The sequence below is a fragment of the Chryseobacterium sp. GW823-FHT05E08 genome (genome assembly GCF_058795655.1).
Map to the genome: position 1 here is coordinate 429,885 of NZ_JBXAHY010000002.1, position 15,940 is coordinate 445,824.

The 15,940-nt window shown below is 33.8% G+C and carries 25 protein-coding genes; 12 read left to right on the forward strand and 13 right to left on the reverse strand.

The window, feature by feature from the left end; genetic code table 11:
• Positions 1-9: 9 nt before the first annotated feature.
• The 7 genes from AC1Q7L_RS07895 to AC1Q7L_RS07925 all read left to right on the forward strand — a co-directional run bounded on the left by AC1Q7L_RS07895 (position 10) and on the right by AC1Q7L_RS07925 (position 4,637).
• On the forward strand, positions 10-1,326 hold the full coding sequence (locus AC1Q7L_RS07895; protein ID WP_492304982.1) for a 2TM domain-containing protein: 1,317 nt from the start codon (positions 10-12) through the stop codon (positions 1,324-1,326).
• Positions 1,327-1,337: 11 nt separating this feature from the next.
• On the forward strand, positions 1,338-1,640 hold the full coding sequence (locus tag AC1Q7L_RS07900; RefSeq protein ID WP_492304983.1) for a 2TM domain-containing protein: 303 nt from the start codon (positions 1,338-1,340) through the stop codon (positions 1,638-1,640).
• A gap of 78 nt (positions 1,641-1,718) precedes the next feature.
• Positions 1,719-2,288 (forward strand): methyltransferase family protein, encoded by a 570-nt coding sequence (locus tag AC1Q7L_RS07905; protein ID WP_492304984.1) that lies wholly within the window; start codon positions 1,719-1,721, stop codon positions 2,286-2,288.
• 48 nt (positions 2,289-2,336) lie between these two features.
• The gene (locus tag AC1Q7L_RS07910; protein WP_492304985.1) at positions 2,337-2,906 is read left to right on the forward strand and encodes a methyltransferase family protein; all 570 of its coding nucleotides are present in this window, start codon (positions 2,337-2,339) and stop codon (positions 2,904-2,906) included.
• A 332-nt stretch (positions 2,907-3,238) separates the two neighbouring features.
• Positions 3,239-3,532, forward strand: coding sequence for a 2TM domain-containing protein (locus AC1Q7L_RS07915; protein ID WP_410691767.1), 294 nt, complete (start codon positions 3,239-3,241; stop codon positions 3,530-3,532).
• A 33-nt stretch (positions 3,533-3,565) separates the two neighbouring features.
• Positions 3,566-3,841 (forward strand): 2TM domain-containing protein, encoded by a 276-nt coding sequence (locus tag AC1Q7L_RS07920; protein WP_492304986.1) that lies wholly within the window; start codon positions 3,566-3,568, stop codon positions 3,839-3,841.
• Positions 3,842-3,893: 52 nt separating this feature from the next.
• The gene (locus AC1Q7L_RS07925) at positions 3,894-4,637 is read left to right on the forward strand and encodes a LytR/AlgR family response regulator transcription factor (protein ID WP_410691765.1); all 744 of its coding nucleotides are present in this window, start codon (positions 3,894-3,896) and stop codon (positions 4,635-4,637) included.
• Between the two features lie 38 nt (positions 4,638-4,675).
• Here the strand turns inward: AC1Q7L_RS07925 and AC1Q7L_RS07930 are convergent, their stop codons facing one another.
• Positions 4,676-5,572: a hypothetical protein gene (locus AC1Q7L_RS07930; protein WP_492304987.1), complete on the reverse strand. Its 897-nt coding sequence runs from the start codon at positions 5,570-5,572 to the stop codon at positions 4,676-4,678.
• A 118-nt stretch (positions 5,573-5,690) separates the two neighbouring features.
• Here AC1Q7L_RS07930 and AC1Q7L_RS07935 point away from each other — a divergent pair, with 118 nt between their 5' ends.
• Both AC1Q7L_RS07935 and AC1Q7L_RS07940 read left to right on the forward strand, forming a co-directional pair.
• Positions 5,691-6,425, forward strand: coding sequence for a glycine-rich domain-containing protein (locus AC1Q7L_RS07935; RefSeq protein ID WP_492304988.1), 735 nt, complete (start codon positions 5,691-5,693; stop codon positions 6,423-6,425).
• 16 nt (positions 6,426-6,441) lie between these two features.
• Positions 6,442-6,792 carry a hypothetical protein gene (locus AC1Q7L_RS07940; protein ID WP_492304989.1) on the forward strand — a complete coding sequence of 117 codons (351 nt, stop codon included), beginning with the start codon at positions 6,442-6,444 and terminating at the stop codon, positions 6,790-6,792.
• A 73-nt stretch (positions 6,793-6,865) separates the two neighbouring features.
• Here AC1Q7L_RS07940 and AC1Q7L_RS07945 read toward each other — a convergent pair whose 3' ends face one another.
• The 3 genes from AC1Q7L_RS07945 to AC1Q7L_RS07955 all read right to left on the reverse strand — a co-directional run bounded on the left by AC1Q7L_RS07945 (position 6,866) and on the right by AC1Q7L_RS07955 (position 8,703).
• Entirely contained in the window at positions 6,866-7,072 is a 207-nt protein-coding gene (locus AC1Q7L_RS07945; RefSeq protein ID WP_492304990.1) for a hypothetical protein, read from the reverse strand.
• Positions 7,073-7,165: 93 nt separating this feature from the next.
• Entirely contained in the window at positions 7,166-7,936 is a 771-nt protein-coding gene (locus tag AC1Q7L_RS07950) for an SDR family oxidoreductase (protein ID WP_492304991.1), read from the reverse strand.
• Between the two features lie 11 nt (positions 7,937-7,947).
• On the reverse strand, positions 7,948-8,703 hold the full coding sequence (locus AC1Q7L_RS07955) for an SDR family NAD(P)-dependent oxidoreductase (protein ID WP_492304992.1): 756 nt from the start codon (positions 8,701-8,703) through the stop codon (positions 7,948-7,950).
• Positions 8,704-8,809: 106 nt separating this feature from the next.
• On the opposite strand from AC1Q7L_RS07955, the gene AC1Q7L_RS07960 reads away from it, so the two are divergent.
• On the forward strand, positions 8,810-9,163 hold the full coding sequence (locus tag AC1Q7L_RS07960; RefSeq protein WP_066753955.1) for a winged helix-turn-helix transcriptional regulator: 354 nt from the start codon (positions 8,810-8,812) through the stop codon (positions 9,161-9,163).
• A gap of 61 nt (positions 9,164-9,224) precedes the next feature.
• Positions 9,225-10,001: a hypothetical protein gene (locus tag AC1Q7L_RS07965; RefSeq protein WP_492304993.1), complete on the forward strand. Its 777-nt coding sequence runs from the start codon at positions 9,225-9,227 to the stop codon at positions 9,999-10,001.
• Between the two features lies 1 nt (position 10,002).
• On the opposite strand, the gene mnmA is transcribed toward AC1Q7L_RS07965, so the two are convergent.
• Complete coding sequence (gene mnmA / locus AC1Q7L_RS07970) at positions 10,003-11,190, reverse strand: tRNA 2-thiouridine(34) synthase MnmA (protein ID WP_492304994.1); 1,188 nt, start codon at positions 11,188-11,190, stop codon at positions 10,003-10,005.
• 115 nt (positions 11,191-11,305) lie between these two features.
• Between mnmA and AC1Q7L_RS07975 the strand changes: the two genes are divergently transcribed.
• Positions 11,306-11,833 (forward strand): hypothetical protein, encoded by a 528-nt coding sequence (locus AC1Q7L_RS07975; protein WP_492304995.1) that lies wholly within the window; start codon positions 11,306-11,308, stop codon positions 11,831-11,833.
• Positions 11,834-11,918: 85 nt separating this feature from the next.
• Here the strand turns inward: AC1Q7L_RS07975 and AC1Q7L_RS07980 are convergent, their stop codons facing one another.
• The 8 genes from AC1Q7L_RS07980 to AC1Q7L_RS08015 form a co-directional block, all read right to left on the reverse strand.
• On the reverse strand, positions 11,919-12,476 hold the full coding sequence (locus tag AC1Q7L_RS07980) for a hypothetical protein (RefSeq protein ID WP_410691756.1): 558 nt from the start codon (positions 12,474-12,476) through the stop codon (positions 11,919-11,921).
• Positions 12,477-12,482: 6 nt separating this feature from the next.
• The gene (locus AC1Q7L_RS07985) at positions 12,483-12,863 is read right to left on the reverse strand and encodes a hypothetical protein (protein ID WP_492304996.1); all 381 of its coding nucleotides are present in this window, start codon (positions 12,861-12,863) and stop codon (positions 12,483-12,485) included.
• 23 nt (positions 12,864-12,886) lie between these two features.
• A complete protein-coding gene (locus AC1Q7L_RS07990; RefSeq protein WP_492304997.1) occupies positions 12,887-13,462 on the reverse strand; it encodes a hypothetical protein in 576 nt (191 codons plus the stop codon).
• Between the two features lie 4 nt (positions 13,463-13,466).
• Positions 13,467-13,841 (reverse strand): hypothetical protein, encoded by a 375-nt coding sequence (locus AC1Q7L_RS07995; protein ID WP_492304998.1) that lies wholly within the window; start codon positions 13,839-13,841, stop codon positions 13,467-13,469.
• Positions 13,842-13,907: 66 nt separating this feature from the next.
• Positions 13,908-14,459, reverse strand: coding sequence for a hypothetical protein (locus AC1Q7L_RS08000; protein ID WP_492304999.1), 552 nt, complete (start codon positions 14,457-14,459; stop codon positions 13,908-13,910).
• A 4-nt stretch (positions 14,460-14,463) separates the two neighbouring features.
• Entirely contained in the window at positions 14,464-14,838 is a 375-nt protein-coding gene (locus AC1Q7L_RS08005; protein WP_492305000.1) for a hypothetical protein, read from the reverse strand.
• Positions 14,839-14,945: 107 nt separating this feature from the next.
• Complete coding sequence (locus AC1Q7L_RS08010; RefSeq protein ID WP_492305001.1) at positions 14,946-15,497, reverse strand: hypothetical protein; 552 nt, start codon at positions 15,495-15,497, stop codon at positions 14,946-14,948.
• Positions 15,498-15,501: 4 nt separating this feature from the next.
• Positions 15,502-15,876: a hypothetical protein gene (locus tag AC1Q7L_RS08015; RefSeq protein ID WP_492305002.1), complete on the reverse strand. Its 375-nt coding sequence runs from the start codon at positions 15,874-15,876 to the stop codon at positions 15,502-15,504.
• Positions 15,877-15,940 lie beyond the last annotated feature (64 nt).

The window sequence follows — 15,940 nt, forward strand, 5'->3', positions numbered from 1 at the left end:
AATTCAATCATGAAACGCAAAAATCTTATCACCTTACTTTGGATATCATTGGTTACTTCAATGTTCTTCTTTATCTTTTTTACAGATGAAAAAAACGTTGAAAATTTTTTACTGACCGTATTGATATCTTTCATGTATTCGTTCGTTTTAGGTGCAGGAAATGGCTTAATTAATGATTTTCTTAATAAAAAATTTCCTTGGTCTGAGGCTACAACAAAAAGAGCGGCCATAAGCATTGTTTCGATTCTTATTGCGAATATTATTTTAGTCTATTTCTGTAATTATGTGAATTTTGTACTTATTCAAAAAGCGGTAAATACGGCAGAATATTTTTCCGGAAGATATAATTTCATCAATTGGTTTACGATAAATGTTGCCTTGCTGATTTCTGCTTTTCTCCATGCGAGAGGCTTCATGGAAGAACTTAAAAAAACGTCCAAAAAAGAAGTTGTAGAGCAAAAGTTGATTGCAAAATCTGCCAACGCACAATTTGAGAGTTTAAAAAACCAGTTAGACCCGCATTTTCTTTTCAATTCATTAAATGTTTTAAGTTCATTAATTGATGAAAACCCGAGACAGGCTCAGAAGTTTACTGCTTCAATGTCAAAGATTTACAGATATGTTTTAGAACAGAAAGATAAAGAATTAGTTACGGTTGAGGACGAGATTGAATTTGCAAAAACCTATTGTGATCTCTTAAAAACCAGATTTGAGGACAGCGTAGATTTTGTTTTTGATGTAAATAAAGAAGATTATAGAAGATATGTAGTTCCGCTTTCGCTGCAATTGTTGTTGGAAAATTGTATCAAGCATAATTTTGCGACTTCTTCAAAACCATTAATTATTAAGGTTTTTTCTGAAAATGATACGCTTTGTATTGAAAATAATCTTCAGGTGCGCGAGCAGATGAAAGAGAGCGCAGGAATCGGTTTGTCGAATATTGTTCAGCGTTATTCCCTGCTGACAAAAAAAAATGTTTTTATAGAAAAATCAGAAGATTATTTTAAAGTAAAACTTCCGATATTGTTAGCTAAACCAAACGAAACGAGTATAAAAGTTGAAGATAACGACAAAGCTTATGAAAGAGCCAAAAAAAGAGTAAAAGAGATCAAAAGTTTTTATGGAAACCTTACTTCGTATTGTATTATTATTCCATTTTTGATCATTGTAAATCTTACTACCAATCCAAAACACATCTGGTTTTATTTTCCAATGTTAGGCTGGGGAATCGGAATTATTGCCCACGGAATAAGCGTTTTTGCAATCGGTAAAGGCTGGGAAGAAAAAAAGATCAGAGAAATTTTAGAAAAACAAGATAAAAGATAAAAACTACTAATATGGAAAATATGGATCAAAACGACCTTCGTTACAAGGAAGCGGAAAGAAAAGTGAAAAAAATAAAGAATTTTTACGTTTTCATTTTCATTTATTTTGCTGTGAATATTTTTATTTTATTTCTGAATTACAGAGAATTAGAGCCCGGACAAACCATTTGGAGCCTTAAATATTTCTCTCTCCCAATATTCTGGGGAATCGGAGTTGTCGGCTATGGGATGAGTGTTTTTTTACCCGGATTTTTACTCGGAAACAACTGGGAAGAGAAAAAAATAAAAGAACTCATGAACAAGGAGAAACATTAATTTCACTATTTTTATACAGCACAATTTTTATTGTGCTTTTTTTATTTCACAAAACTAATCACCAAAAACAAAATAATTATGAAAACTCTGTACGTTATCTATTTTGCATTAATGCTCTTTTGGTTCGTCAATGAAATTTATTATTCCTTAAAATTAAAAGCAGGAAAAGATGACAAAAAAGTAAAAAATAAAGTGAATCTCACAAAGATCTGGATATTATTTAGTTTCTGCTTTTTCTGTCCGATGTTGATCGTAAAATTTACAGATTTCACCATTTTAAGAACAGAATGGATTCTATTTTTAGGAATCGCATTACTCGTTTTTGGAATATTTTTAAGACTTTCCGTCATCCGATTTCTTGGGAAATATTTCACCGTAGAACTCGCCATTAAAAATGATCACAAACTCATAAAACACGGGTTTTACAGACTTGTAAGACATCCTTCTTATACCGGAGTTTTGTTGGGGTTGATTGGTTCCGGCTTATTTCTAAATAATTGGCTCTCATTAATCGTTGCTTTTTTACCCATGTTTTTAATGATTATTGATCGAATAAAAACTGAAGAAAATGCTTTGATTCAACAATTTGGAAACGAGTATTTAGAGTATAAGAAAAGCACCAAGAAACTGATTCCGTTTATTTATTAAAAGATGAAAATTATTTAAATACCACAAAATCACCAAAAACAAAATACCATGAAAACCATTGAAATCATTTTTTACCTTGTGACCATATTTTGGTTCATCAATGAAATAAGGAATACCAAAAATCTGCGACCTAAAAAAGGAGATACTAAAGTTAAAGACAACCTCAATATTTATATCATTTGGACTATTTTTATTTTAGGATTATCATTGCCAATCATTATTGCAAAGACTACTGATTTTTCTATTGCGAAAGGAGAGTGGATCCAATATTTAGGGCTTTTTCTTTACGTTTTAGGAATTGTTTTAAGAATTGTAATTATCAATTATTTAGGAAAATATTTCACTCTTGACCTTACCATAAAACAGGATCATAAACTCATTACAGATGGCTATTACAAATTGGTGAGACATCCGGTTTATACTGCTGTTTTAGTGACATTTTTAGGATTCGGACTGTTTCTGAATAACTGGATTTCCCTTGCATTTGCTTTCCTTCCGGTTTCTGTAGCTTTAATTTCGAGAATTAAAAACGAAGAAACTGCTCTTATTGAAAACTTTAAGGACGAATATATTAATTATCAGAAAAGAACGAAAAAACTGATTCCGTTTATTTATTAGTTAAAATTTATTGCAGATGCTTCGACTTCGCTCAGCATGACATCGCTAAAAAATACTTTTAAAATAAAGCAGTTAGTATTAGGAATGTCATGCTGAGCGAAGTCGAAGCATTTCTATATAAACTAACTTAATAAAGCAGAAAATTACACCCAATCACCTGCGAAAATCTGTGTAATCTGCGGGAATTAAAAAATATCATTTCCATTAATCAAACATTTTTACATTTCAGTATCCATTTTCTACCGCTCGGTAACATAAAGTTGATTGGAAGCTCTTTATTGACCTAAATTTGAATCAACAAAAACAAACAAAACAATTAAAAATAACATCATATGGAAACTTTTGAAAACAAAGAAAACCGAGCTTACAGAAAAGCAGAAAGAAGAGTTAAAGAATTAAAAGGATTCTACGGAAATCTTACTTCTTATTGTCTTGTAATTCCTTTTTTATTGGTTCTTAATCTTTTAACTTCTCCTGATCATTTATGGTTTTACTGGCCGATGTTAGGTTGGGGAATGGGTCTTGCCGCACACGGAATCAACGTTTTCGGAATCGGAAAAAACTGGGAAGAAAAAAAGATCAAGGAATTGATGGATGAAGAAAGAAAAAACGTAAAAACACTTTAATAAATTAATAATAATCATTTAAAAATCAATATCATGAATTATAATCAAGCAGAACAAAGAGTAAAAGAATTAAAAAAATTCTATAAAGGTATATTTTGGTTCGCCATCATTACAGGATTCGTTTTCTTAGACGATATTTTTGAAAAGGGAACGTTTGATTTCTCACTTTACGACGGCTCAATTATTTTAGGAATCTGGGGAATTATTTTAACGGTAAAAGCGGTAAAATTATTTATTTTTGATTCTGAATGGGAAAAAGAAGTAATGGAAAAGGAGATGAGAAAATCAAAAGAGCCAATAAACTTTTAATACCTGAGAACTTTTATTTAATTTTAATTCCAAATTCAAAACTAAAAAATCAATGATCAAAACTGTCATTATCGAAGACGAAAAACCTGCAGCAAGAAAGATAGAAAGAATGTTGAGCCTGTTTCCTGAATTACAGGTTGTTGCAAGTATTGAATCTGTGGAAGACGGAGTGAAATGGTTCTCAGAAAATGAGCATCCGCAACTTATCTTTTCAGACATCGTTTTGGGTGACGGTTTATCGTTTGATATCTTTGAAAAAGTTCCTACAAAAGGATTTATCATTTACACGACAGCGTTTGATCAGTATACATTGAAAGCCTTTAAACTGAATAGCATCGACTATCTTTTAAAACCAATTTTAGAAGAAGATCTTGCCGGAGCAATTGAGAAATTCAAATCATTTCTTCCATCAGGAAATTCTGTTACTTCACAGGAAATTAAGCAGTTAATTAAGAAAGATAAGACAACGCTTTCCAGAGTTTTGGTTAAAATTGGATATAATTTGAAGATCGTTCAGACTAGCGAGATCAGTTGTTTTTTCAGTGAAAATAAGATCGTTTATCTTCAAACAGAAGACCGTACTTATCCTTCAGATTTTACATTGGATGAACTGGAAGATGTCTTGGATGAAAAGAAATTTTTCCGTGCAAACAGGCAATTCATTATTAGCTCAGATTACATTAAAAATATTCACACATCACCCAACTATAAAGTAGAATTGGAGTTTCAACCTCAGGAAGAAATTACAGTAAGCCGTGATCGCGTGAAGGATTTTAAAGATTGGTTAGTAGGTTAATTTTATCTAAAAACTAAACACTATCAACTATCAACTAATCACCTGTAATCAATCCTGTTAGACTCTGTGTCTTCAAGTTGTTGTACAATAGATTTTGGGATTTCATCGCTGTCAATCGGGAAGCTGATTGAGTCGGGAAAAAACGTTTTTCGATCTGCTTTCTGAAAAATTTCGAACAGGGCAATCGGCTCTTGATTAAAACTAATACACGTACTTATAAAATGCAACTCATGGAGCTTATATTCTGGATTTTTCAGTTTTTCCTTGATATCTTTTATTCTTGAAATAAAATGTCTCTGACGGATAAACGTATTGCTGTTCATGATGATAAAAACATAATCTGAATAGGCTGTGACCTTTCCAAAATACTTGTGATGATCGCCACCGCTTCTTTCTATAAAATATTCTCCGGAGGTTTCGGATTTATAGATTTCCATTGCAGAACGCCAGATTCGGTCATCTTTTGCCTGTAAAATGTTTTCAGGAAGATTTCTATTGTAAGAATACCAACAGCCTACCAAACGATCCAAAAGAACGGTATTTTGTTTGGCGTTATTCATATTAATTCTAAGATCATTAAAGTTAAATGCTTCCGTATTTGAATTAATAAAATCAATATAATTTGAATATCCCAACACTTTAACAATGAGACTTAATTTTGCCAAATTAGGTTTGCTTAAAACAGCATTTTCGTTTTGATAATATTTCTTTAGTTTTTTGATTATCAAGTGTTCATAAAGGTAGTTTGAACCTAACAATTCCGGTTCTTTCTTTATGCTTTTTTCTGTGTTGTCATTGACAATTAAATCATTAAGTTCTGCAACAATGTATGACCACTCGGTTTTTGTGACATCTTCCCAATTATTTTTCTTTAAAAAATGGAGACTTAAGAAATTCATTAATTTCTCAAGGTGTAAGATATCTTCTTTTTTCATTTGTTTATTTTAATTTTATAAGACTAATTTAAGATTTTTTTACAACTAAAAAAGATTATTGTAAGACTTTTATTTTTTTAATCCATCCAAATTTGAGTAGAAAATAAAAGTTAAAACAATGGAAACAAAAATGTTATTACAGAACGATTCTCTCTGGAACAGACTTCAGAACTTTTCGTTAGATGCTCCCAATGTTGATTTTCCTTTCTCAAAAAAATTAGCAAAAGAAGAAAACTGGAGTGTAGATTTTACTAAAAAAGCAATAGAAGAGTATAAAAAATTCGTTTATCTCTGCTGTGTTCTCCCAAATGGCGCTTCACCAAGCGAAATTGTAGATAAAGTATGGCACATGCATCTTATTTACACTCAAAATTATTGGGAAGAATTTTGTCCGGATATTCTGAAAAGAAAACTTCATCACCATCCATCAAAAGGAGGTTTTATAGAAAAAGATAAACATCAGAACTGGTTCTCAGATACTTTAAAAAACTACAAAGAAATTTTTAACCAAGACGCACCAGAAGATATCTGGAGTAATACAATTAAAAATCCTCAGCATAAAAAATCATGGTTCAAAGGACTGAGGATTGCCACTTTAATTGGTCTTTTATTGATGGTGTATTCCTGCTCCGACAATACGCTTAATACACTGACAATCTTTGTTGCAGTGATTATAATCTTTTTTCTCTTTATAAGCTTGGTCTCAGCGGTTTTAGAGGCAAATACTCCAAAAGATCAGGATAAAAATGGTAACAGTAATGCTGACGGTGGCGGTTGTAGCGGAGGTGGAGGAAGTTGTAGCGGTGGCGGTTGTGGAGGAGGCTGCGGAGGTTGTGGTGGTTGCGGAGGATAATCAAAAAAGATTAACGATGAAAAAGATAATCATTCACACAGCTCCGTTTATAATAAGTTTGATTTGGCTTATTTTGAACAAAAATACCTTTAATCCGATTTCCTTAAAAGGTCCGGATTTCCTGAAATTCTATTTGATTCTTTTGCTTGGATTTTATGCTTCAGTTTTCCTTTTAAATTCATTAAAAGAAACGGTTTCTAAAATTACATTTTACTTCATGATTTCGATTTTCGTTTTGGGAATTGTAAAATTAATTAGAGGAATTTTTTTAGGAAAACCTGTAGGATTTTTAATTATGATTTTAATTTTAGAAGTTATTGTTATGTTGTTTCTTAATTTATCTGAATTAAAGCAAAAGATTAAATAACTATTTTTGAATTATTTCAAAAAAATAAACCCGAAACAAACTGCTTCGGGCTTCTTATAATTTATCTGGAAATTTACTTTTCTTCCGTCTCTTTGGCTGTTTTATAATCGTATTCTTTACACATGTAGTAAGTAATTCCTAACAGAATAATGCTTAATAGCAAGTGTGATTTTTCGGGATGCACGATCGCCTGATAAAGATTATATCCAAAAACGGCAGATACAATTCCGATTAATACTTGATTTGCTTGAGCGTACTGGTTTTTTAATGAAATTTTCATGATTAATATTTTTAATTGTTATTTATCAAGTAAGTACAACAATTCGAAATATGTTACAGAAAAAAATTAATTACAAAATTATCTTCATTCAAACTACTTCATCAGACTGATATTGGTAAGCCCTCCGTCTGCAAGAATTTCTGTTCCAACAACAAAAGTTGATTCATCTGATGCTAAAAATACGGCCGCGTTTCCAATGTCCGATGGCAATCCCTGTCTGCCAACCGGAGTAATGTCTATCCATAACTGTTTTACCTGTTCCAATTGTTCTTCCGGGACAATTTTTCCAAAAACCGGCGTGTCAATAGAACCTGGTGAAAGGGCATTCACTCTTATTTTCTTCGGCAGTAAATCTAATGACAAACCTTTGGCTAATGATATAATGGCGGCTTTGGCAGCTCCATAAATTGCCATTCCCGATGCGGCACGATGAGCAGCACTTGATCCGATAAGAATGATGGAAGCTCCTTCATTAAGATAAGGAAGTGCTTTTTGAACGGAAAAGTAGGCGCTTTTCAGGTTTAAATCCATGTATTGATCATAACTTTTTTCTGTTACATCTTCAATACTTCCCAACGGAACGCCATCAACAATACCTCCTGCATTCACTACCAAGACGTCAATTTTTCCAAATTTTTCAGATGTTTTCTTAAAGACATTTTCCAGATCATCAAGATTGGTGACATCTCCTTTAATTCCGATAAATTCTGAACCTAAAGCGTCGACAGAACTGTTTAAGGTTGTCTCATTTCTTCCCGTAATTGTACCAACCGCCCCTTCATTTTTGAATGATTCTGCAATACCAAATCCGATACCGCTGTTGCCGCCTGTAACGACGGCTACTTTATTTTTTAATCTGTTCATTTTTTTAATAATTAAAAACCAAAAATTCCACCTGAAACGGCAATTTGTTCACCCGTAATCCATCCTGCATCGTCTGAAGCAATAAACACAGCAGCTTTTGCAATGTCTTCTGGTTGTCCCGTGCGTCCGAGTGGTGTGTTGGATACAAACTTAGTTTCGGCTTCACTACCGATAAATCCGGCTGTGTGAGAACCTTCTGTTTCTACGATACCCGGCAAAATAGAATTGATTCGGATGTTTCTGCCTGCAAATTCTTTTGATAAAGCAACGGTAAAAGCATCTAAGGCTGTCTTTGTCGCAGAATATACTGAACCTGTTGGCAACGGAGATCTGCTTGCGCCTGAACTGATATTGATGATATTTCCGCCTTTTTCACCAAATAGTTTTAATGCTGATTGAATCGCAAAAATAGAACCTAAAACATTGATATTGAATTGCTGATGAAATGTTTCTGCTGACACTTGTTCAATAGGTTCGTAGTTATAAATTCCGGCATTATTTACCAAAACATCCAATGTACCGAAAGCATTTTTTGTTTCGTCAAAAAGTCTGATGACATCTGCTTCTTTCGACACATCGCCTTGTACGGCAATTGCAGTTCCGCCAGAGCTTGTGATTTCGTTTACCACTTTATCCGCATCAGCTTTACTTGATGCATAATTAACGACAACTTTTGCGCCTTCTGCTGCAAAATATTTTGCGATTGAAGCACCTATTCCTTTTGAAGCACCTGTAACTACAGCTACTTTATTTTTTAATTTACTCATTGTTTTTGTTGTTTAAAAACTTAGGAGCAAAATTACCACATTGAAATTTATTTTAGTAACTTTGTAACTAAAAGTAACAGTAACCTCTAAGTAACAATGTAACCTTATGGAATGTAAACCTCTTGAAAAAGAACTTCATAAAAAGGAGATGATGGCCGTTCAGGATTCGATGGATGTGTTGAGTGGGAAATGGAAGATATCTATTATTTCATCAATCTGCTATTACAATAAAAGACGATTTTCCGATATTCTGAATGATGTTGTTGGGATTTCCAACAAAATGCTGAGCAAAGAATTGAAAGAACTGGAAATCAATAAACTGATAAACCGTACGGTTTTGAATACTCAGCCTGTAACGGTACAATATGAATTGACCAAACACGGGAAAACATTGCAGACGATCATTAATAATCTAACAGACTGGGGAATTGCTCACAGAAAGGAAATTATTGGGAAATAGGGGAGTTTTTTTGGAATCAATTAAAAGATATTTTTTTAAATTAAGATAAATTAAATAAGTAATGGAAAGTTTTGATTTTGAAACAAACGGTTTTCTTCATGATAAAATAAATGGAAGTGAAAACAATAGTGGATTAAACACTTCTAATGTATGGCACGAAATGGGACATGTAATTGGAAATTTGATATGTCAAAAACTTGGTTACAAATTGGGAGAGATTACTGAAATTCATTTAAAAGGGATAAATGGATCAAAAGTAAAGTATGACAATCTTTTTTTTCATATTGAAAATTCTGAAATGCATTGCCATAAAGAAAATTTGGATTTTTATGGATATCCAAATTGTAACTATTTGGATTTTTCAGATGAAGAAGAAATGAAGCAAAGAGTAGAAAATAATTCTAAGCTTCTGCTTTTTTATTTTATACAGCTTTTTTCGGGGGGTATTTTTAATATTTATTATCTAAATAAGAATCCTGATTTTGAGTGTTTTGAAAATTGTTTTAGAGATGCTGATATTACAAATTTGGAAAGTGTTAATGGTAGAGCTGGGAACGATTGGACAAAATGCCGCAGATATTTAGGTTACATAAAAGGGAATTTAGGAGAAATTATATATTTTAGAAATGAATTGTTCAACATTTTTCAAGAATATAAAATATTTGAATCTTTCCAAAGTTTAATTGAAAAAACTGCGGAAAGATTCAATGAGGAAATAATTAATAAAAAGGATTTAGAAGAAACGTTGTTAGAAGTAAAATATATTTTAGATACAATTGAGAATAAATTTTTTGAAAAACTAAAAGAAGAAATTGACCTTTGTTTTGATAAAATGTAATTTATCCAATTACTCCGCTTCCGATAAGTTCATCATCAAGATACCACGAGGCAAATTGTCCTTCTGCGATGGCAGATTGTGGTTCTTCAAATTCCATATAAAAGGCATTTTCAAATTGGAAGATCGTTGCTTTCTGCAAGGCCTGTCTGTAACGGAATCTCGCCAATACTTCCATTGATTCTCCATTTTTCAGCCTTAGATCTTCGCGAACCCAGTGAAGTTCAGAATTATCAACTTTCAAGGCTTTTTTATGCAAACCTGGGAAGCTGTGACCTTCTCCAACGAAAACAATGTTGTTTTCCATATCTCTGGATACGATAAAACAGCTTTCTTTATGTCCGCCGATTCCTAATCCTTTGCTTTGACCGATCGTGAAAAATTGGGCACCCTGATGCTTTCCGATCACTTTTCCGTCCGCTTTTTTATAATTGATTTTTTGACTTAAAAATTCTAATTCTTCTTGTTTTGAAGAAAATTCCGGTGTTTCCTGAGAAAATAAAGGTGAATCTTTGAAAATTTCTACAATTTCACCTTCTTTTGCAACCAATTGTTGTTGTAAAAACTGAGGAAGACTTACTTTTCCGATAAAACATAATCCCTGCGAATCTTTTTTATCAGCCGTAACCAATCCGATTTCTTTTGCGATTTCTCTTACTTCAGGTTTCGTTAATTCTCCGATAGGGAATAATGCTTTAGACAATTGATCCTGATTCAACTGACATAAAAAGTATGATTGATCTTTATTATTGTCTTTTCCAGCTAAAAGATGAAAAATTTCTTTTCCGTTTTCGTCGAAAGTAGAACCTACTCTTGCATAATGTCCTGTCGCTACTTTATCTGCACCTAAAGACATTGCTGTTTTCATAAAAACATCAAATTTTACTTCTCTGTTACACAAAACATCAGGATTTGGAGTTCTTCCTTTCTGATATTCATCAAACATATAATCAACGATTCTTTCTTTGTAAAGATCGCTCATATCAATCACCTGAAACGGAATTCCCAACTTCTGGGCAACCATCAATGCATCATTACTGTCCTCTATCCAAGGGCATTCATCTTCTAACGTTACCGAAGCATCGTTCCAGTTTCTCATAAACAAAGCCACCACTTCATGACCTTGTTGCTGCAGCAAATATGCTGTAACACTGGAGTCTACACCTCCAGATAATCCTACTACTATTTTCATTTTATTTCAATTTTACGAAACTCTTAACGGGAGTTCTTAGTTTGATGCGGCAAAAATACAACTAAAAAAATTCGTAAAAAAACCATAATTTTAAACATCGATAAAAACAATTTATATGAAAAAGTTTATTATTCCTTTAGTGTTGATGCTTTCAGGATCGGCATTTTCTCAAGTTTCGGTAGGCACAACAGAACAAAATAATAACAAATGGACTTTCGGAGGCGGAATTGGAGTTGGTTTTGGAAGCCAGAGTTCATTTTATTTACAGGCTTCACCAAGAGTAGGTTACAGGCTTACTGATGATTTGGAAGGAGGAGTCATTGGAAGTGTTTCCTGGCAGACTTCAGATTATTATCGCTCGACAATGTTCGGAGTTGGCCCGTTTTTGAATTATTATATTGCCAGAACGTTTTATTTAAGTGCTAATTATCAGCATTACTTCATCAATTATAAAGATAAATATTACGATTATAAAATGAATGAACAGGAAGATGCTTTGTATCTTGGAGGAGGGTATATGCAAAGAATCGGGAATAATTCTTTTATGCAGATTGGGGTAATGTATAATGTTCTCTGGAAAGAGAATTCAAGTATATTTTCTAGCGGTTTAGTGCCTAATATTGGATTTGTAGTTGGATTGTAAGATTAAAATTCATTTAAACATTGATATAAAAACAATTCCCGAAGCATCTTGCCCCGGGAATTTTATCTGTGTTGATATTAAATTACTAAAATATTACGATAAAAGTTGAACCTCCAACAGTAAATAGGTTACCGTTAACAACCGGAGTGCCGTAACCTAAAAGATCGGTTACCGGCGGGTCTAATGGACCACAACCCATACGCATTGTATAATAACCGCCTATTGCTACTCCCGAAGTATCTCTAACCCCGAATTTCATGCCTGCCCATTTTGCAGCCGTCCAAAGTGATGATGGAACCGGGTTTCCAGGAAGATTATATGGGTTTAAATAATCAGCGTTCACCACCCAGCTATTAATTAAAGGGGTATCGGGATAGGTAGGATTAAATGTGTCTGCAGTATTAACATCTGCAGTATAGTAAGCTTCAATAACACCTAATGGCGATGAAGACGCAGGTCCTAGTACCGATAGTGAAGTGTTCGCTTGAATATTGGGACTACAGTTTCCTGTTGTACTTGCGTAATTTGATTTCCAAATCGTATATTCAAGAATGGTATCTGTATAGTTTTGGATATAAAGATCGTCCTGCGCCGAGGCGAAAAATGAGGCAATAAATGCTGTCAATAAAAAAAGTTTTTTCATAAGATTTTAATTTTCAGATTTATAGTTTTTATTAGCTTGTTTGTTGTATTCGCCGTACACTTGAACAGCCCAAGTAAGAATTTTTTCCTTGTCTCCGCGTGTTTGTTTTTCTATTTCAGCATAAGAAACTCCAGATGAAGCAATGAGGTCTTTTGCAGCCGGAAGAAGCATTTCTTTTTTATAATCGCTCAATTCAGCAGATGTTCTTGGCGTTGTGGGAGCAGGTTCTTTCTCCATTGCTACTTTTTTAATAGCTAAGTTGAATTTTTGTACAGCTTCGGGCTTTGAGATATCCGGAGTTGTATTTGTCGCCATATTCTCATTAGCGCAAGACAAAACAGTGAGCATCGGAATACCTAAAAGTAAAATTGTTTTTCTTAATTTCATGATAATTGTTTTGAATTAAATGATTAATAAATAACAACCCAAGTTGCTCCTCCTAGTGTAAAAAGGACGGCATCTGTCATAGATGGAGGAATTACGTTACCCGCTAAATTTGAAAATACAGTTGTGCTTCCACAAAATTGTCCCAGAAAATAGTATCCCCCTACATTTACTCCGGATTGATCCTGTACTCCGAACTTAATACCTGTCCAAGTTGTCACGTTACTGAAAACATTGAGAACGCCTGACGGAGCATAATATGGAGCTGCAAAATTGTTGTTAACGATCCATCTGCCTACTTGAGGAGTTGTTGGAACTGCTGCGTTAAATGCGAAAGTATTATTTACATTCCCATCATAACTTGCATCTATTGAAACTAAAGGATCATTAGTATATCCTAATTTTAATAAATTGTTTGTAACGTCCCTAGCTTCTAAATTAGGAGTACATCCCGTTGCTGGACTTCCTAAATTTGATTTTAGCAAGTTATACTCTACATAATTAGGAGTATAATTTTGTATATAAAGAGTTCCTGGGGCTGGTGTTTGAGCAGAAATGCAATATGAAGCAACGAATGTTGCCAGTAAGAGTATTTTTTTCATGATTTTAGTTTTCAGATTTGTAGTTTTTATTGGTTTGCTTGTTGTAATCTCCATAGACTTCTACAGCCCATTTAAGGATTTTTTCTCTGTCACCTCCGGTTTGTCTTTCGATTTCAGAATAAGAAACTCCTGATGAAGCGATGAGGTCTTTTGCGGCAGGTAAGAGCATTTCTTTTTTATAATCACTCAATTCAGCGGATGTTCTTGGCGTTGCTGGAGCAGGTTCCTTTTCCATAGCTACTTTTTTAATTGCTAAATTGAATTTTTGCACGGCTTCCGGCTTCGAGACATCAGGCATTGTGGTGGTTGCCGATGACTCGTTGGCGCAAGATAGAATTGTAAGCATGGAAATACTTAAAAGTAAAATTGTTTTTTTCATGGTTAAATTGTTGTTAAAAATTTAATTGATAGTGTTTAAACTAATTATATAAAGTGATCTAAATTATTAATAAAGTACCATCCAGGTTGCTCCTCCAGCTTCAAAAAAAGTACCATTGATAACCCCGCTAAATCCGGCAACAGCTGTTGGTGATCCGCAAAAATATCCCATAGAATAATATCCTCCGATGTTGTTTCCTGACTGATCCTGAACGCCTAGCTTTATACCTCCCCATTTCGACCCTGAAATAGCTGCTGCAGGAACAGGATTGGAAGGAAGAGTGTATGGACTGGTATAGTTGCTGTCTAAAGTCCAAGTGTCAATTAAAGGAGTTTGAGGATAAAGAGGATTAAATGTATTTGAAGTATTGATATCTCCGCTATAAAATGCATCAACAGATACTGCTCCAGGCGAAGTAGAGTAGGTTAATGTTGACAATCCTGTGACAGAACTTGAAGACTGAAGGTAAGGACTAATACAGTTTCCAGATGTATTTAAAGGGTTTAATCTCCATACGACATACTGTATAACCGTATCCGTATAATTCTGAATATAGAGATCCTGTGCCGAAGCGCAGAAAGAAATAGCAAATGTTGCCAATAAAAGTAATTTTTTCATAATTCTAGTTTTCAGATTTGTAGTTTTTATTGGTTTGCTTGTTGTAATCTCCATAGACTTCTACAGCCCATTTAAGGATTTTTTCTTTATCACCTCCTGTTTGTCTTTCGATTTCAGAATAAGAAACTCCAGACGAAGCGATGAGGTCTTTTGCAGCAGGTAAAAGCATTTCTTTTTTATAATCACTCAGTTCAGCAGACGTTCTTGGTGTTGCAGGAGCAGGTTCTTTCTCCATCGCTACTTTTTTGATTGCTAGATTGAATTTTTGTACAGCTTCCGGCTTCGAAATGTCAGGCATTGTGGTGGTTGCCGATGACTCATTTGCGCAAGATAGAATTGTAAGCATTGAAATACTTAATAGTAAAATTGTCTTTTTCATTTTTATTAGTTTGTTTTTTTGGAATGTGGAGTCGTAATTAAAATAAGGGAAGCACTCAAAAGGTTTGTTGTTGAGGGCTTTATCTGAATTTAGTTTTAAATTAAATACTAATATATCACAATCCATGTTGCTCCTCCGGCTGTAAAAAGGGTTCCATTCACTGCTGGATTTGTATAACCACCTAAACTGGAAATTATAGGCTGCCCACAAAATTTTGCCATAGTATAGTATCCACCTATTGCTGTTCCTGATAGATCTTTTACCCCAAATTTTATACCCGACCATTGAGAAGCCAGACTTGGAGCGACAAGTGAAGGATTGGGCGGAACGATTGGATTAGCAAAATCAGCGTTCAATATCCAATGGTCGATTAACGGAGTATCTGGATAAGCAGAACTGAAAGTCATTGTAGTTGTTAGATCTTCTAGATAATATGCTTCTCTTGGCATTGTAGCTGAAATAGTTGGGCCAAGAATGCTTAAACCTGTTGTGCTGTCTCTTGATTCGAGATTTGGTTGACAGCCTCCTCCAACATTGGTTTGATTATCTTTCCAAATCGTATATTCAAGAATCGTATTGGTGTAGTTTTGGATATAAAGATCTTGTGCTGAAGCGCAGAAAGAAACAGCAAATGACGCTAATAAAAGTAATTTTTTCATAGTCTTAGTTTTCAGATTTGTAGTTTTTATTAGTTTGCTTGTTGTAATCTCCATAGACTTCCACAGCCCATTTAAGGATTTTTTCTCTGTCACCTCCGGTTTGTCTTTCGATTTCAGAATAAGAAACTCCTGATGAAGCGATGAGGTCTTTTGCAGCAGGTAAAAGCATTTCTTTTTTATAATCACTCAGCTCAGCAGACGTTCTTGGAGTTGCTGGAGCAGGTTCTTTCTCCATTGCTACTTTTTTGATGGCTAAATTGAATTTTTGAACAGCTTCCGGCTTCGAAACGTCAGGCATTGTAGTAGTTGCCGATGACTCATTGGCACAAGATAGAAATGTAAGCAGCGAAAGGCCTACACATAAAGTTATTCTTTTCATATTAATGATATTGATTTTATGTTCAATAAAATTAAATATTTTTTTTAATTAATCATCAATTAGT

What these genes read in the sequence shown, in the direction of transcription:
- AC1Q7L_RS07895 (WP_492304982.1), top strand. Translation starts at nt 10, where the DNA reads ATGAAACGCAAAAATCTTATCACCTTACTTTGGATATCATTGGTTACT.
- AC1Q7L_RS07900 (WP_492304983.1), top strand. Translation starts at nt 1,338, where the DNA reads ATGGAAAATATGGATCAAAACGACCTTCGTTACAAGGAAGCGGAAAGA.
- AC1Q7L_RS07905 (WP_492304984.1), top strand. Translation starts at nt 1,719, where the DNA reads ATGAAAACTCTGTACGTTATCTATTTTGCATTAATGCTCTTTTGGTTC.
- AC1Q7L_RS07910 (WP_492304985.1), top strand. Translation starts at nt 2,337, where the DNA reads ATGAAAACCATTGAAATCATTTTTTACCTTGTGACCATATTTTGGTTC.
- AC1Q7L_RS07915 (WP_410691767.1), top strand. Translation starts at nt 3,239, where the DNA reads ATGGAAACTTTTGAAAACAAAGAAAACCGAGCTTACAGAAAAGCAGAA.
- AC1Q7L_RS07920 (WP_492304986.1), top strand. Translation starts at nt 3,566, where the DNA reads ATGAATTATAATCAAGCAGAACAAAGAGTAAAAGAATTAAAAAAATTC.
- AC1Q7L_RS07925 (WP_410691765.1), top strand. Translation starts at nt 3,894, where the DNA reads ATGATCAAAACTGTCATTATCGAAGACGAAAAACCTGCAGCAAGAAAG.
- AC1Q7L_RS07930 (WP_492304987.1), bottom strand. Translation starts at nt 5,572, where the DNA reads ATGAAAAAAGAAGATATCTTACACCTTGAGAAATTAATGAATTTCTTA.
- AC1Q7L_RS07935 (WP_492304988.1), top strand. Translation starts at nt 5,691, where the DNA reads ATGGAAACAAAAATGTTATTACAGAACGATTCTCTCTGGAACAGACTT.
- AC1Q7L_RS07940 (WP_492304989.1), top strand. Translation starts at nt 6,442, where the DNA reads ATGAAAAAGATAATCATTCACACAGCTCCGTTTATAATAAGTTTGATT.
- AC1Q7L_RS07945 (WP_492304990.1), bottom strand. Translation starts at nt 7,072, where the DNA reads ATGAAAATTTCATTAAAAAACCAGTACGCTCAAGCAAATCAAGTATTA.
- AC1Q7L_RS07950 (WP_492304991.1), bottom strand. Translation starts at nt 7,936, where the DNA reads ATGAACAGATTAAAAAATAAAGTAGCCGTCGTTACAGGCGGCAACAGC.
- AC1Q7L_RS07955 (WP_492304992.1), bottom strand. Translation starts at nt 8,703, where the DNA reads ATGAGTAAATTAAAAAATAAAGTAGCTGTAGTTACAGGTGCTTCAAAA.
- AC1Q7L_RS07960 (WP_066753955.1), top strand. Translation starts at nt 8,810, where the DNA reads ATGGAATGTAAACCTCTTGAAAAAGAACTTCATAAAAAGGAGATGATG.
- AC1Q7L_RS07965 (WP_492304993.1), top strand. Translation starts at nt 9,225, where the DNA reads ATGGAAAGTTTTGATTTTGAAACAAACGGTTTTCTTCATGATAAAATA.
- mnmA (WP_492304994.1), bottom strand. Translation starts at nt 11,190, where the DNA reads ATGAAAATAGTAGTAGGATTATCTGGAGGTGTAGACTCCAGTGTTACA.
- AC1Q7L_RS07975 (WP_492304995.1), top strand. Translation starts at nt 11,306, where the DNA reads ATGAAAAAGTTTATTATTCCTTTAGTGTTGATGCTTTCAGGATCGGCA.
- AC1Q7L_RS07980 (WP_410691756.1), bottom strand. Translation starts at nt 12,476, where the DNA reads ATGAAAAAACTTTTTTTATTGACAGCATTTATTGCCTCATTTTTCGCC.
- AC1Q7L_RS07985 (WP_492304996.1), bottom strand. Translation starts at nt 12,863, where the DNA reads ATGAAATTAAGAAAAACAATTTTACTTTTAGGTATTCCGATGCTCACT.
- AC1Q7L_RS07990 (WP_492304997.1), bottom strand. Translation starts at nt 13,462, where the DNA reads ATGAAAAAAATACTCTTACTGGCAACATTCGTTGCTTCATATTGCATT.
- AC1Q7L_RS07995 (WP_492304998.1), bottom strand. Translation starts at nt 13,841, where the DNA reads ATGAAAAAAACAATTTTACTTTTAAGTATTTCCATGCTTACAATTCTA.
- AC1Q7L_RS08000 (WP_492304999.1), bottom strand. Translation starts at nt 14,459, where the DNA reads ATGAAAAAATTACTTTTATTGGCAACATTTGCTATTTCTTTCTGCGCT.
- AC1Q7L_RS08005 (WP_492305000.1), bottom strand. Translation starts at nt 14,838, where the DNA reads ATGAAAAAGACAATTTTACTATTAAGTATTTCAATGCTTACAATTCTA.
- AC1Q7L_RS08010 (WP_492305001.1), bottom strand. Translation starts at nt 15,497, where the DNA reads ATGAAAAAATTACTTTTATTAGCGTCATTTGCTGTTTCTTTCTGCGCT.
- AC1Q7L_RS08015 (WP_492305002.1), bottom strand. Translation starts at nt 15,876, where the DNA reads ATGAAAAGAATAACTTTATGTGTAGGCCTTTCGCTGCTTACATTTCTA.